Consider the following 14369-nt stretch of genomic DNA (forward strand, 5'->3'; position numbering starts at 1 on the left):
TACAGGCCGGGCATCTGCAAAACCCCGTCTAGGGCCACAAACGCGGTCCTTTTTCACAGAGACCGCGCCATCCAGCATGCTTGGCACTCAATCCAGGGGCACCCACTCACCCGCCCCGGTGATGAACGCGGCCCGTACGCGCTCCCCAGCCTGCAAGGCAGACACGGCGGCCACGTAGCGGCTCATCTGGGCGCGGTAGGCCTCCAGCGCCTGTGGGCGGTGCTGCAGCTTGTAGTCCAGCACCCACCATTGACGGCCGGCATCCGTGTCGACGGCCACCAGCCGGTCGATGCGCAACACCTGGCCCTGGTCGTGCAGGGCCACCTCGTTGCCGGCCCAGGCCAGGCGGGCGGGGTCGAGCCAGGGTTGCAAGGCTGGCGCGCTCAAGATCGTCTGGACCAGGTGCCGGGCGGCGCCATGGTGTTCGGCTTCCAGCAACAAGGCCTTGCTGGCGGCCAGTACCGCGCGCTCGATGCGCTCCGGCGTGCGTTGTTTGACGGGCAAAGGCGTGAGCCATTCCAGCACCCGGTGAACCACTTGCCCCAGCAGCTGCTGGGTGCTGCTTTTCTCTGCAGCTGCCGCCGGCTTGATTTCATCCTGACCCGGCCGCGGAGCCAGTGCCGGCAAGGTCGACAAAAGCACCGGTGTCTCGGCCGCAACCTCATCGTTCTGAACCGCAGCTTCAGGCAACGCCACCTGCCAGACCTGCTCGGGGTCGATCGCGCCGCTGCTGGCCAGCCGCTGCCACCAGCTGTCCGCGCCCTGCCCTCTGGGCTGCGTGCGGCTGAACACCAGTTGCTCCCGCGCCCGGGTGAGCGCCACATACAAGGCATTCAGCTCTTCACGCTGATCCGCCTCACGGTCTTCATCCAGGCTGGCAGCCAGGCTGGGTGGCGGGTTGCTCTGCGAACGGATGAAGGCACAGCGCCTGGGCCGCTCGTCGCTTTCGGGCCAGTCCACCATCAGGGCATAGCTGTCCTTGCGTGCGGGCTCCGGGTCCGTGTCCACCATGAAGACCACCTTGGCCTCCAGGCCCTTGGCGCCGTGGATGGTCAGGAGTTGCACGGCATCGGCCTGCGAACGTGGTGGCAGGTTCAAGGGCAAGCGCTTGAGCGCACGCACCCAGCGGTAAGGCGTGGCATCCCGGCCAGCGTCCATCTCCAGGCTCTGCGACAAGAGCGCGTCCACATGAAACAAGGCCTGCACACGGCGGCTGGCTGGCACACAGGCCAGCACACGGGCGCGGTAGTCACCCTCCGTCACGATGCGTTCCAGCAGGTCGTGCGGCGGCGCCACGCGGGTGAGTTCTGACCACGCCGGCAACAAGGTGGCCGCACGCACCAACGCCTGCGGGCAATCAGCCTGCGTGGCGATGCGCAGCAAACCATCCCACCATGAAGTCTTGCCTTGCGACTGCTTCACCACAGCCGCCAGTTGCAGCAGCTGGCCATCCGTGGCGCCAAACAGCGGGCTCTTCAAGGCGTGGGCCAGCGCCAGATCGTGGTGTGGCGACACCAGCGCATCCAGCACGGCGACCAGATCCCGCACCTCGGGCGTGTCGATCAGGCGCGTGTCCTCGGGCGCAATGTGCGGCACGCCATGCTCGTCCAGCGCCTGCGCCACCATGGCCAGCGTGGCCCGCTTGCGGCCCAGCACAAAAATCTCGGAGGGCGCCAGGCCTTCCTGCCGCACCATCGCGGTGATGGCCTGCGCCACCTGCTCGGCCTCGACCTCCTTGATCGTCGTGTGCGCCTGTTCGCGTGGCATCAGCAGGCTGTCGCGCCAGGCCTCATCGGGCTCGGCCTTGGTGGCCGTTGTGCGCATCACCGATGGCAACACCCGGATGCGTGCGGCATCTTCGGAAGCCGTGGTGTGCGTGCGGAAGCCAGGGAAGCGGCCCTCGGCGCAAGCCTGTCCCATCACCAGATTGAGGGCGTCGATGATGCCTGGCGCATTGCGGCGCGTGTGATCGCAAGCCAGAAGATCGCCGTCCAGCGCCTCCAGCACAAAGGTCTTGGCCGCGCTGAAGACGCGAGGGTCTGCCCGGCGGAAGCGGTAGATGCTCTGCTTGGGGTCCCCCACCAGGAAGACGCTGATGGGCTGGCGACCGCTGTGCCCGCCACCGGCCCCGGCATAGGCCGACAACCAGGATTTCAAGGTCTGCCATTGCAAGGGGCTGGTGTCCTGGAATTCGTCCATCAACAATTGCCGGACCTGGCTGTCCAGGCGCTCCTGGATCCAGCCCGACAAGATGGGATCCCCCAACAACCGGGCTGCCGCCAGCTCCAGGTCCACCATGTCGGCCAGCCCGCGTTCGGCCTTGAAGCGCGCGTACTCGTCAAACAGCAGGCGCGACAGGCTCACCATGTGCTCATGCAGCACGTGTGCCTCTTGCTGCACCATGGCCTGCTGCAAGTCGATCAACCAGGACTGCGCCCAGGCCAGGTCGGCCATGTCACCCAGCTGCTTGCGCGGCTCACCCTTGTCCGTCAACAGCGCCTTGGCCAAGGCCTGCGCCTGCGACTCGACATCCGCCAGGCCCAGCGCCTGCTCGATGGCCACACCGGCCTTTTGCGCCTTGGCCCCTTTGGCGGTAGCCAATTGCCGCGCCAGTGACCAGAACTGATCCAGCACACTCTGGCGCGCCAGGGCCTCACACGGGTGCGCCAACCCGGACCACTGCGCCGACCAGTCCGCCGCGCAAGCCACGCCACCGGCAAGCCGCTCGCCTTGATCAGCCAGCGTCAACTCCAGCCGGTTGTCCAGCGCCGTGTGCAGCCAGGCCTCGGCATTGAAGCGCCCCACCTCGCGCACCACGGCCATGAAGGCCAGGTACTCTGGCCCGGCCTCGTCACCGTTCTTGCGTGATGGCGTCTGTGCATCCAGCCGGCGCAGCAAACGCCCCCACACCTCGGGCCAATGCTCGCTGGTGTCTTCGACCAGGTTGAGCTCGGGCGGCAGGTTCAGCTCATTGAGGATGTCCAGCGGCGCGGCCTTCACCAGGCGCGAAAACCAGCCGTGGATGGTGTGGATGTCCACGCCCCGCCCCTCTTCCAGCCAGCGTGCATACAGTTGCTGCAAGCGCGGTGCCATCTCGGCAATCTGCGAAGGCGCCACCCCGCGGATGCGTAACTCCATCTCGCGCTGTGCATCCGTGGTTTGCGCGAAGTCCCGCAACCAGCCATGCAGACGCTCGCGCATCTCGCCCGCGGCCTTCTTCGTGAACGTGATGGCCAGGATCTGATTGGGCGGCACGCCATCGAGCAGGGCCCGCAAGATGCGCGACACCAGCATCCACGTCTTGCCGGCGCCCGCACAGGCCTCGACCACCACACTGCGATGCGGATCACACGCCACCTGGTAGAACAGGTCGGCCGGTACGACCTCGCCATTGACTTCGTATGCGGCCTGGCTCATGCCGACACCTCCTGCAGGGTCCAGTGGTCCTTGCGGCACAGTCCGCGCGCCTGGCAATACGTGCAGGCGCTGCCCTCGCCCAGGGCCGGCATGGCTGCACCGGCATGCAGGCGCGCCCAATCCTGGGCCAGCCCCTCCAGCAGCACCTGCGCGCTGCGCTCGACATCCGGGTGATCAAGCTGCTTCACATCCTGAACATCCAGGTGCAGGTAGGCCGCAGACACCGCCCATTGCGGATCTGACAAGGCCGCATAGAAGGCCAGTTGTGTGTCCTCCAGCGGTGCGGCCACCTTGCGCTTGAGCCCGTCCAGGCTGCCCGTCTTGTAGTCCAGCACCAGATGCTGCTTGCTGCCCTCGTGATGCCGCGCGTCGATACGGTCGATCTGGCCGTAGAGCTTCACGGACAAGCCTTCGCTGACCTGCAGATCAAGCTGCTCGACGCGCTCGGCATCCTGCAAGGCCCAGCCGCCCTCCTCGTGTCCTCGCAGCCACTTCACATAGGCACGAGCCAGCCGATCCAGGTCAGCCTGGAAGGGCAGGAAATAAGGCCGCTGGCTGTCACGGTCCAGCCCCGTTTCATGGATCACACGCTGAGCGGCGTCCAGCCAGGCCTGCACATCTGCCGCCTCGGTGCTGATGGCCAGCTGGCCCTGCCTCTGGTCATGGAAGCTGCGCAGTACCTCGTGCAGCCAGATGCCGAAGTCGGATCGGTCCAGGCCCTCCTCCAGCTCATCGTGCTCGCGCAGCCCCAGCACGCTGGTCGCAAAGAAGCGATAGGGGCACTGCCGCAAAGCCTCGTAAGACGTGGCCGTGACCTGCGCAGGCAAGGCCCACAGGGCCTCGCGCAAGCTGGGCAAAGGCGGTGCCACTGGCTTGGGCTGGACGGATACCGGCAAGCGCACATCCTGCGCTAGCCCGATGCCCACGCCGGACTGTGCTGCCCAACGCTCCAGCCAGGCGCTGGGCTCCAGCGGTTCGCTGCCCTGTGCGTGGCGGTGCAGGCAGACCACACCCGGGCGGCTCATCAACAGGCTGAACGCATCCCACTGAGCAGCGCGCTGGGTGGCCGGCGTGGCCAGGTCCAGTGCTTCGCGCAAGCTGGCGCTCATCCAGCCAGACTGGCTGCCCATCGCCCCCAACTGGCGCTCATCCGCACCGGGCAAGACGATGGCGTGAAAAGGCCGCAAAGCCGCGCGCGCCATGGGGGTGATCACCACATCGGCCGCTTGCTCTGGCGCTGGTGGGCGAAACGTGGTGGCCTCCAGCACGGTGCCCACCCAGCGCAAAAACGCCGGACCATCCAGGCGCGTCTGGCTGGACAAACCGGCCCACATGCCACCCGCCGGTTCAACGGCGTCCAGCGCCTCGAAGCGCAAGGACTGCAGCGCCAGCTCGCCAGCCGCGTCGGCCATCAGCGTTGACAAGGCGCCAGCCCGCGTCAGTGCTGCCTGCAGGCCCAGCAACCAGTCCCGCAAGGAGGGCCGCTTGCCTGACCACAACACCTGCAAAGGCTCGACCACATGCAAAGCCCAATGCCACAAACGCGCCGCTTGGGCCGGCATGGCCTGCCTGCCGCTCGGGATCAACTGGGCGTCCTGTGCGACCTGCGCGACATGGGCGGGCGAGGCGCCATCCGACTGCTCCTCGGCCACATTGGCCGCCACATTGGCTGCCACCTGCAACCCCCAGGCGCCCAACATGCCATGACGGCGACACCAGCTTTCCAGCTCACCGGTGGCTTGCGGCAGGCTAACGCCGTCCGGGCGCGCGTGCTCGCCGCCGTCCGCCGCCCAATCCAGCCAGCCCGACTTGAGCCAGTCCAGCAAATCATCGGTCGAGGCGCGCGGGTGCGAGGCCTGCAGCAAACGTGTCAGCACCGCCGCCGCCCGCGTGGTCGACAAGAGCCAGCCGGTTTCATCGGCCATCGACAAGCCTGCGCCTTCCAGCATGGCCCGCACCCGGCGGATCAAGCTGCGGTCCAGCGCAATCAAGGCCACCGGTGCATCGGCATCCAGCTCACGGCCGGCATTGACGGCAGCAATCACTTGCGCAGCGGCCTGCTGGGCCTCGTCCTCCGCGTTGCCGCAAGGCAGTGCCAAGGGCACGCGCTCACGCGGCAAACCCGACACCTGCGCCTCACCGGAGGCCGAACGCCAGCACACCGGCACACCCTGGTCCGCCAGATGGCTCATCACCCCCAGGGAGAGATGGATCTCCGTGCCAGGGGACACCGCCTCGCCAGCCGTCACCACCACCAGCGCCGACGGCCGCAAATCAAACAAAGGATCGCCAGGCAGGCCCGCCACGGCCGTTGCCCCTGCCCACTCCAGGGCCCAGGCCAGCAACAAACGCTCGCGGCCCCCCGGGCCCTGCGGCACGCCCATCCCCTGCCCGACACCCAACACCTCCCGGGCATGCGCCAGATAAGCCGGGCGCTGCGCCGGCGCCATCGCTTGCATGCGCCTGACCCAGGTCTGCGCCGCATCCACCACCTGGTCCAGCGCAAACTCGAAGCCGCGCCGATCGCGCTGTGCCCACTGCTTGCCCCAGGCCTCGGCCCCCAGGGCGCGCGCCGCCTGCAAGCGGTCGACCACGGCGTCCAGGGTCACAGGCGGCAAACCGGCCTCGCTGTGCATCGGCTCAGGTGCCCAGGACCAGGCCAGGCTGTCAGACACGGCCGCGATGGTGTCGATCCGCGGCACCCAGCCACCAACGGCAGTGGCCCAGGCCTGGCGAGCCTGCGCCAGCACCGCGCCCACGGGCAACACGATCAGCGCATCGCGCACGTCGGCCTGCTGCGCCCTGAGCCAGGTCGCCGTCTCGCCAGCCCACGCCTGCCAGCATGCCTGGGCGCTCGCTTGCGGCGCCCAGTACCAGGGGCTGGGCTCGATCGTCATGCTGCGGGTGTCAAAGAATCTGGCTATCGCGGTCATTGAAGAAGGTCTCTTGGAATGCGACCGATCGATCACATCTTCTGTGTCAGAATCTTTGCATTCCTGCTGGGAAAACACCCATGGGTGCCGCCATCGCGCCAGCAAACTGAAGGATAGTTAAATGAGCAGCGACCTGATCAAACACATTTCCGACGCCTCTTTCGACGCCGACGTCCTGCAATCTGCCCAGCCCGTGCTGGTGGATTATTGGGCCGAATGGTGCGGCCCCTGCAAGATGATCGCCCCGATTCTGGACGAAGTCGCCACGAGCTACTCCGGGCGCCTGAATGTGGCCAAGATGAACGTCGACCAGAACCGCGAAGTGCCCGCCAAGTTCGGCATCCGTGGCATCCCCACGCTGATGATCTTCAAGGGCGGCCAACTGGCGGCCACCAAGGTCGGCGCGCTCTCGAAGGCCCAGTTGACGGCCTTCATCGACGGCAACCTGTGATTTTTCTGTTTATTTCGTCCCTATAATGCGTCCACCGGCTGATAGACTTCAGCCGGTGTTCGTCGGGCCAGCCTGATACTGCAGGCGGCCGGTGCAGAGAAACAACAGCCCGATCGTTGTCAGGCCATATCTCTCGAAAACGCACCACGACAAACCTTCGGCCTGGTTTCAGTTGTTTCCCGGCCATTTGTCTGCCCACCCCATTCACCCACGATTTGTCCACCTGCTTGGCGTAGCGTCACCGTTGACGACTCACTGACAGCCGGTTTCGTTCAGGGTCTCAATCCATGCATCTTTCAGAACTGAAGGCACTGCACATCTCCAAATTGGTGGAGATGGCAGAGGGTCTCGAAATCGAGAACGTCTCTCGCATGCGCAAGCAGGAGTTGATGTTCGCCATCATGAAGAAGCGTGCCAAGGCAGGCGAACAAGTCTTCGGCGATGGCGTGCTCGAAGTGCTGCCTGACGGCTTCGGCTTCCTGCGCTCGCTGGACACCAGCTTCCTGGCCAGCACCGACGACATCTACCTGTCGCCCAGCCAGGTTCGCCGCTTCAACCTGCACACCGGCGACATGATCGAAGGCGAAGTGCGCGTCCCCAAGGACGGCGAGCGCTACTTCGCTTTGGTGAAGGTGGACCGCGTCAACGGCCTGTCGCCCGAGGTGAACAAGAACAAGCTGATGTTCGAGAACCTCACGCCGCTGTTCCCCGATGAGCAGTTCAAGCTGGAGCGCGAGACGGCTGCCACAGGCTCCAAGGCTGACGACAACGTCACCAGCCGCATCATCGACCTCATCGCCCCGATCGGCAAAGGCCAGCGCGCCCTGCTGGTGGCCCCGCCCAAGAGCGGCAAGACGGTGATGATGAAGAACCTGGCTCACGCCCTGGTTGCCAACCACCCCGAAGTGCATCTGATCATGCTGCTGGTGGACGAGCGCCCCGAGGAAGTGACCGAGATGCAGCGCACCGTGCGCGGTGAAGTCATCAGCTCGACCTTCGACGAGCCCGCCCAACGCCACGTGCAGGTCGCCGAAATGGTGATCGAACGCGCCAAGCGCCTGGTTGAACTCAAGATGGACGTCGTGATCCTGCTGGACTCGATCACCCGTCTGGCCCGCGCCTACAACAACGTGCTGCCCAGCTCCGGCAAGGTGCTGTCTGGCGGCGTGGACTCCAACGCCCTGCAACGCCCCAAGCGCTTCTTCGGCGCGGCCCGCAACATCGAAGAAGGTGGTTCGCTGACCATCATCGGCACCGCCCTGATCGATACGGGCAGCCGCATGGACGAAGTGATCTACGAAGAGTTCAAGGGCACCGGCAACTGCGAAATCCACCTGGATCGCCGCATGGCCGAAAAGCGCGTGTACCCCTCCATCCTGATCAACAAGTCCGGCACACGCCGTGAAGAGCTGCTCCTGAAGGCGGAAATCCTGCAAAAGAGCTGGATCCTGCGCAAGCTGCTCTACCCGATGGACGAAATCGAGGCGATGGAGTTCGTTCTGGACAAAATGCGCTCGACGAAGAACAACCACGATTTCTTCGACATGATGCGTAGAGGGGGCTAACCCCCTACGCGCTGCGCGCGCCCCCTTTGAAAAGGGGGGCACCACTGGCGGACCGGCGGAGCCGGATCCGCGGTGGTCGCTTGGTGAGAGTGCGTTTCTCCACCATATTTTTCAGCAACCCTGGGTTCTCGTGCTAGAATCTCTGGTTTTCCGGCTGTCGGAAAGTGCCAGGCATGGTGCCTGGTGGCTCCCGATGATGCAAACAGCAAGAGGTTTTCATATGCCCAAGCAAGGTATCCACCCCAACTACCGCGAAGTCGTTTTCCTGGACCAATCCAACGGTTTCAAGTTCGTGACCCGCTCCTGCGCTCCTACCAAGGAAACGATCAAGCTGGAAGACGGCCGTGAACTGCCCCTGTTCAAGCTGGAAACCTCGTCCGAATCGCACGCTTTCTACACTGGTACCCAGAAGTCTGTGGACTCCCTGGGCGGTCGCGTGGAAAAGTTCCGCAACAAGTTCGCTCAGTTCCGCAAGTAATCAGGCCACTCGGGCGCTGTTTCGCAACGCCCGATTCCCTGATTCACACCGAAAGGGTAGCTCTGGCTGCCCTTTTGCATTTCTGCCCCATACTGCACTGCCCTGGTTGATCGCACAGACATGAACGCCCGTTCACAGGCCCCGGTCATCTCCCCTGCCCTGGTCACCCAGAAGGCCGTGCAACGCCTGCCGCGCTGGGCCCTGCTGCTGTTTTGCGCGGCCTACGTGATCCCCGGCCTGCTCGGGCGGGACCCCTGGAAGAACGAAGACATCGCCTCTTTCGGGCACATGTGGAGCCTCGCCCTGGGGCAGGCATCCTGGCTGCACCCCAATGTGGGCGGCGTCCTGCCCACATCAGGCGGCGTGCTGCCCTACTGGCTGGGCGGTGCCTTCATTTCCGTCTTGAGCCCTTGGGTGGACCCGGCACTGGCCGCGCGCATCCCCTTTGCGTTGCTGCTGTCAGCCATCCTGGCGCTGACCTGGTACAGCACCTACCAACTGGCCCTGACCGATGCCGCACAGCCCTTGCCGCTGGCATTTGGGGGCGAAGCCAAACCACGCGATTACGCCCGGGCCGTGGCCGATGGCGGCCTGCTGGCCCTCATCGCCAGCCTGGGCCTGCTGCAACTGGGGCATGAGACCACGCCCGAGCTCCTGCAACTGCTGGGCAGCACCCTGTTCCTGTTCAGCCTGGCCGCGGTTCAAAGGCAGCCCGCTCAAGCCCGCGTAGCCGCCCTGCTGGCCCTGCCGGTGATGGCCGCCAGCGGCAGCCCGGCTGTGGCGGCAATGCTGGGCGTCACCGGCATCATCGTCTGCCTGCGTTCGCACCAGCCAGAGATGAAGGCCCATCTAGCCTGGAACGCGGGGGCCTTGGTTCTGGCCCTGGGCCTGGCCACGGCCTTGACCACTTCGGGGCTCTCCGGCTGGGCCTGGCGCATTGATCAGGGCATCAGCTTCAAGGAGGCCATCCAGCTGATCAGTTGGTTCACCTGGCCCACCCTACCCCTGGCCGTGCTGACCATCTGGCACTGGCGCCGCCAGGTCTGGCGCCGCCACATCGCCGTCCCCATGCTGGCTGCAGCGGTTGGCTTCATCGCCTCGGTGGCCATGGGCGCCAACGAACGCGCTCTGCTCGCGGCACTGCCACCGCTGGCCGTGCTGGCCGCCTTTGCCCTGCCCATCCTCCAGCGCAGCCTGGGCTCCGCCATCGACTGGTTCTCGGTGTGCTTCTTCACGGCCTGCGCCGGCGCCATCTGGGTCATCTACGTGGCCATGCACACAGGGGTCCCGGTCAAGGTGGCCGCCAACGTGGCCAAGCTGGTTCCGGGCTATGTGCCCCACTTTTCCTGGCTGGCGCTGATCCCGGCCATCATTGGCACGATCCTGTGGCTGGGCCTGGTCCGCTGGCGCACCGCCCGCCAGGCTCACGCACTGTGGAAGAGCCTGGTGCTGCCCGCTGGCGGCGTGGCATTGTGCTGGCTGTTGTTCATGACCTTGTGGCTCCCCCTGCTCGACCAGGCAAAAAGCTATCGGCTCGTGATGGCCCGCATGGCACCGCACATTCCAGGCGGTGAACAGATCTGCGCCCCGGATGCCCCCGTGGGCCTGCTCACGGCCATGGAGTACTTTGGCCACTACCGGGTCGATGGGCTGAGCACGTCTACCAACCCCGCCTCCACCAGCTGCAGGTGGCTCGTGCTGCGCACACCGGCCCACACCCGGGCCCCACACGCACCCGGCTGGGCCAGGGTAGCCCAGTACAACCAGCGTACCCACAACTCCGAGCAGATCGTCATCTACCGGCGCCTGGCCCCCACTGACTGATCAGGCAAGCAGGCAGCCCTGGCCGCACGCAATCAAACCTGCCGCACCCGCGAGGCCGGCACCGTCAGCGTGAAGGTCGAGCCCTTGCCAGGCTCACTGCTGATCCGCAATTCGCCACCGTGGCGCTGCACCACGTGCTTGACGATGGACAGCCCCAGCCCCGTGCCACCCGTCTCGCGCGAGCGGCTGCCATCGACACGGTAGAAGCGCTCCGTCAGGCGTGGGATGTGTTCCGGTGCAATGCCGATGCCGCCATCCTTCACGCTGAACTCGGCGCCGCCATTGGGCAAACGCGCCCAACGCACCTCGATGGCCTTGCCCTCGGGCGTGTAGCGAACGGCGTTCGACACCAGGTTGCCCATGGCGCTGAGCCACTCGCTTTCAATGCCGGCGATCTCGCACAACTTGCCGTCGCACTCCAGCACGAAGGACATGGGATGGCGCTCACGTGACAAGGCCCTGCCGTCCGACTCGATGCGCTGCATGAGGCCATCCACCTTGATCCAGCGATCCGACGCTGGCCGTGGGCTGCCCTCGATCTGGGCCAGCGTCAGCAAGTCACTCACCAGGCTCTGCATGCGCTCGGCCTGCTGCGTCATCAGCGTGATGACCCGCTTGCGCTCCACCTCGGTCAAGGGCAAAGCGCCCAAGGTCTCGATGAAGCCATTGAGCACGGTCAGCGGCGTGCGAATCTCGTGGGACACATTGGCCACGAAGTCGCGTCGCATGGTGTCGGCCCGCTCGCGCTCGGTGATGTCCTGTGACAGCACCAGCTTGAGCCCCTCGCCATAAACGCGCACCTGGATCTGCAACACCATCTGCGTGCCATGGCTCATCTGGCACTTGACCGCATCCCGGTAGTCCCCCGCCGCCAGGTACTGCACGAAGGTGGGCTGACGAACCAGATTGGTCACGCGCTGCTGCAGGTCGCGCTGCCGACTCAAACCGAAGTGGTCAGCCGCCGCGGCGCTGATCCAGGTGATGTGCTCCCGCGCATCGAGCAGCAGCACGCCGTTGGGCGAGGCCTCGATGGCCGACAGGAACTCCTGCAGGCGAGCCTGCTCCTGTGCAATCTGTTCATCCTTGACGTGGATGACACGCTGCACCCGGTGCGCGACCTCGCCCCACAACCCAGGCAGATCAGGTGGCGCGGCCTCTGGCGTTCTCAACCAGTCCAGCAGTCGATGCCCCTTGAGCGTGTCCATCACGGACAGGATCAGCACGGCCGATGTCGCCGCGCCCATGCACAGGGTGACGGGATAGCCGATCTGGCTACCAACCCACCACCCGGCCAGCCCACCGGCCGACGCTGTCAACAGGCGTGCGCCGACACGTGACAACAGCCACGAATTGCTTGAATCCACGATGACTCTTTATGAAGAGGAATCTTCAGGCCGCGACGTCAGCCACCTGTTGCGTCAGGCGGTAGCCTGCACCACGCACCGTCTCGATCAGCTGCGAACGCTGAACAGGCGACAAGGCCTCTCGCAGGCGCTTCACATGCACGTCCACCGTGCGCTCTTCGATGAAAACGTGATCCCCCCAGACCCGATCCAGCAATTGCGCACGGCTGTGCACCCGCTCCGGGTGGGTCATGAAGAAGTGCAGCAACTTGAACTCGGTCGGGCCGATCTTGATTTCCTGATCACCACGACACACACGGCGGGTCGCCGGGTCCAGGCGCAAGCCTGCCACCTCGACCGCCGCATCCAGCGCCTGGGGCGCCTTGCGACGCAGCACCGCACGCACACGCGCCATCAGCTCGTGCGTCGAGAAAGGCTTGGTCAGGTAGTCGTCCGCCCCCGCATCCAGGCCAGCCACCTTGTCCACCTCTTCGGCACGTGCCGTGAGCATGATGATGGGCAGATCACGCGTGCGCGACGCACCGCGCCAGCGCTTGGCCAGCGCCAGCCCGGACTGCCCAGGCAGCATCCAGTCCAGCAAGACCAGATCCGGCAAGACCTTGTCGATCTCGACTTGCGCGTCATCGGCGTTGTGCGCCACGACCACATCGAAACCAGAGTGACGCAGGTTCAAGGCGATCAACTCGGCAATCGCCATTTCGTCTTCAACAACCAGCACACGACTCATGGGTGTTCTCCGTGCTTGTACGTACGTAAATCTGTGTGTTACTTGATGATCGACTCAACCGCCTCGGGCGTGTTGTGGCGAACGTCGGTACCCTTGACGATGTAGATAACCTGCTCGGCGAGGTTCTTGGCGTGGTCACCCACGCGCTCGATAGCCTTGGCCACGAACACCAGATCGATCGAGGCGGAAATGGTGCGCGGGTCTTCCATCATGTAGGTGATGAGCTTGCGCATCAGCCCATCGAACTCGGCGTCGATCTCGTTGTCGCTCTTGATCACTTCCAGCGCGGTCTGCGTATCCAGGCGCGCAAAGGCATCGAGCGCGCGGCGCAGCGAGGCCGTGGCCAGCGAAGCCTCGAACGACACGTCGCTCACCGGCAGGCGCAGGCGGCTCGACACACCGGTGTTGATGAGGCGCTGCACCGTGCGTGCAATGCGCGCAGCCTCGTCGCCCACGCGCTCGAGGTTGCCGATGGTTTTGGAAATGGCGATCAGCAAACGCAGATCACGTGCAGTGGGCTGGCGACGCGCGATGATGGTCGACAGGTCGGCATCGATGTCCATCTCCATCTGGTTGACGCGCTCTTCGCCTTCCAGCACCTGGCTGGCGGTTTCGCCGCTGAAATGCGTCAGGGCGTAGATGGCCTGCGCCACCTGCGATTCAACGAGCCCACCCATCTCCAGCACACGTGTGGAAATGCCGCTGAGCTCGACATCAAACTGGCTGGACAAATGCTTCTCGGACATGGAAAAACTCCTTCGAAAACCTGTTTTTGCTATTGATTGGAGTGGGCGTCATCAACCGAAACGGCCGGTGATGTAGTCCTCGGTTTCCGTACGCTTGGGCTTCATGAAGATGTCGGTGGTGGCACCGAACTCGATCAGCTCGCCCAGGTACATATAGGCCGTGAAGTCCGAGCAACGCGCGGCCTGCTGCATGTTGTGGGTCACGATCAGCACGGTGTAATCGTTCTTCAACTCATGGATCAGCTCTTCGATCTTGCCGGTCGAGATCGGGTCCAGTGCGGAGCATGGCTCGTCCAGCAACAGTACTTCAGGCTTGATGGCAATGCCGCGTGCAATGCACAGGCGTTGCTGCTGACCGCCCGACAGGCCGGAGCCGCTCTGATTGAGCTTGTCCTTGACCTCGTTCCACAGCGCCGCCTTCTTCAAGGCCCATTCCACGCGCTCGTCCATCTCGACGCGCGACAGGTTCTCGAACAAGCGCACACCAAAGGCGATGTTCTCGTAAATGGACATCGGGAACGGCGTGGGCTTCTGGAACACCATGCCAACACGGGCACGGATCAGCGACACGTCTTCCTTGGTGGTCAGGATGTCCTGGCCATCCAGCAGGATCTGCCCCTCGGCGCGCTGCTCGGGGTAGAGCTCGAACATGCGGTTGAAGGTGCGCAACAAGGTGGACTTGCCGCAACCGGACGGGCCGATGAAGGCCGTCACCTTGTTCTCCGGCAACTCCATGTTCACGTTCTTGAGCGCGTGGAACTTGCCGTAGTAGAAGTTCAGGTTGCGCACGGCCAGCTTGGCCTTGTTGGGGGTCTGGGTTTGAACCTTGGCATCCATGGTGCAGGGTCTTTCTTGAATCTTGTG

At 64.8% G+C, this 14369-nt stretch carries 10 protein-coding genes; 4 read left to right on the plus strand and 6 right to left on the minus strand.

Annotated elements, in window-relative coordinates:
• Positions 1-87 precede the first annotated feature (87 nt).
• Positions 88-3417 (minus strand): exodeoxyribonuclease V subunit beta, encoded by a 3330-nt coding sequence (locus JY96_RS01275; RefSeq protein WP_035034276.1) that lies wholly within the window; start codon positions 3415-3417, stop codon positions 88-90.
• Positions 3414-6314 (minus strand): PD-(D/E)XK nuclease family protein, encoded by a 2901-nt coding sequence (locus JY96_RS01280; RefSeq protein WP_035034277.1) that lies wholly within the window; start codon positions 6312-6314, stop codon positions 3414-3416. Before JY96_RS01280 ends, JY96_RS01275 begins: the two co-directional genes overlap by 4 nt.
• 157 nt (positions 6315-6471) lie before the next feature.
• Between JY96_RS01280 and trxA the strand changes: the two genes are divergently transcribed.
• From trxA to JY96_RS01300, 4 genes are all read left to right on the plus strand, one after another.
• Positions 6472-6801: a thioredoxin TrxA gene (trxA, locus tag JY96_RS01285; protein WP_035034279.1), complete on the plus strand. Its 330-nt coding sequence runs from the start codon at positions 6472-6474 to the stop codon at positions 6799-6801.
• A gap of 287 nt (positions 6802-7088) precedes the next feature.
• Positions 7089-8366, plus strand: a complete 1278-nt coding sequence (gene rho / locus JY96_RS01290; RefSeq protein WP_035034282.1) for a transcription termination factor Rho — start codon at positions 7089-7091, stop codon at positions 8364-8366.
• Positions 8367-8586: 220 nt separating this feature from the next.
• The gene (locus tag JY96_RS01295) at positions 8587-8844 is read left to right on the plus strand and encodes a type B 50S ribosomal protein L31 (RefSeq protein WP_035034285.1); all 258 of its coding nucleotides are present in this window, start codon (positions 8587-8589) and stop codon (positions 8842-8844) included.
• A 120-nt stretch (positions 8845-8964) separates the two neighbouring features.
• Positions 8965-10668: a hypothetical protein gene (locus JY96_RS01300; protein ID WP_035034287.1), complete on the plus strand. Its 1704-nt coding sequence runs from the start codon at positions 8965-8967 to the stop codon at positions 10666-10668.
• A gap of 32 nt (positions 10669-10700) precedes the next feature.
• Here JY96_RS01300 and phoR read toward each other — a convergent pair whose 3' ends face one another.
• Genes phoR through pstB form a run of 4 tightly spaced genes read right to left on the minus strand, consistent with a single transcriptional unit; the run spans position 10701 to position 14342 of the window.
• Positions 10701-12032: a phosphate regulon sensor histidine kinase PhoR gene (gene phoR, locus JY96_RS01305; RefSeq protein ID WP_235333819.1), complete on the minus strand. Its 1332-nt coding sequence runs from the start codon at positions 12030-12032 to the stop codon at positions 10701-10703.
• A 25-nt stretch (positions 12033-12057) separates the two neighbouring features.
• Positions 12058-12759: a phosphate regulon transcriptional regulator PhoB gene (phoB, locus tag JY96_RS01310; protein ID WP_035034289.1), complete on the minus strand. Its 702-nt coding sequence runs from the start codon at positions 12757-12759 to the stop codon at positions 12058-12060.
• 38 nt (positions 12760-12797) lie between these two features.
• Positions 12798-13505 carry a phosphate signaling complex protein PhoU gene (phoU, locus tag JY96_RS01315; protein WP_035034290.1) on the minus strand — a complete coding sequence of 236 codons (708 nt, stop codon included), beginning with the start codon at positions 13503-13505 and terminating at the stop codon, positions 12798-12800.
• A gap of 51 nt (positions 13506-13556) precedes the next feature.
• Complete coding sequence (pstB, locus tag JY96_RS01320; RefSeq protein WP_035034292.1) at positions 13557-14342, minus strand: phosphate ABC transporter ATP-binding protein PstB; 786 nt, start codon at positions 14340-14342, stop codon at positions 13557-13559.
• Positions 14343-14369 lie beyond the last annotated feature (27 nt).

The organism is Aquabacterium sp. NJ1, assembly GCF_000768065.1.
In the GTDB taxonomy this organism is placed as follows: Bacteria; Pseudomonadota; Gammaproteobacteria; order Burkholderiales; family Burkholderiaceae_C; genus Aquabacterium.

Coding starts and splice junctions, on each gene's coding strand:
- JY96_RS01275 (WP_035034276.1), bottom strand. CDS start 3,417: ATGAGCCAGGCCGCATACGAAGTCAATGGCGAGGTCGTACCGGCCGAC.
- trxA (WP_035034279.1), top strand. CDS start 6,472: ATGAGCAGCGACCTGATCAAACACATTTCCGACGCCTCTTTCGACGCC.
- JY96_RS01300 (WP_035034287.1), top strand. CDS start 8,965: ATGAACGCCCGTTCACAGGCCCCGGTCATCTCCCCTGCCCTGGTCACC.
- phoB (WP_035034289.1), bottom strand. CDS start 12,759: ATGAGTCGTGTGCTGGTTGTTGAAGACGAAATGGCGATTGCCGAGTTG.
- JY96_RS01295 (WP_035034285.1), top strand. CDS start 8,587: ATGCCCAAGCAAGGTATCCACCCCAACTACCGCGAAGTCGTTTTCCTG.
- pstB (WP_035034292.1), bottom strand. CDS start 14,342: ATGGATGCCAAGGTTCAAACCCAGACCCCCAACAAGGCCAAGCTGGCC.
- JY96_RS01280 (WP_035034277.1), bottom strand. CDS start 6,314: ATGACGATCGAGCCCAGCCCCTGGTACTGGGCGCCGCAAGCGAGCGCC.
- rho (WP_035034282.1), top strand. CDS start 7,089: ATGCATCTTTCAGAACTGAAGGCACTGCACATCTCCAAATTGGTGGAG.
- phoU (WP_035034290.1), bottom strand. CDS start 13,505: ATGTCCGAGAAGCATTTGTCCAGCCAGTTTGATGTCGAGCTCAGCGGC.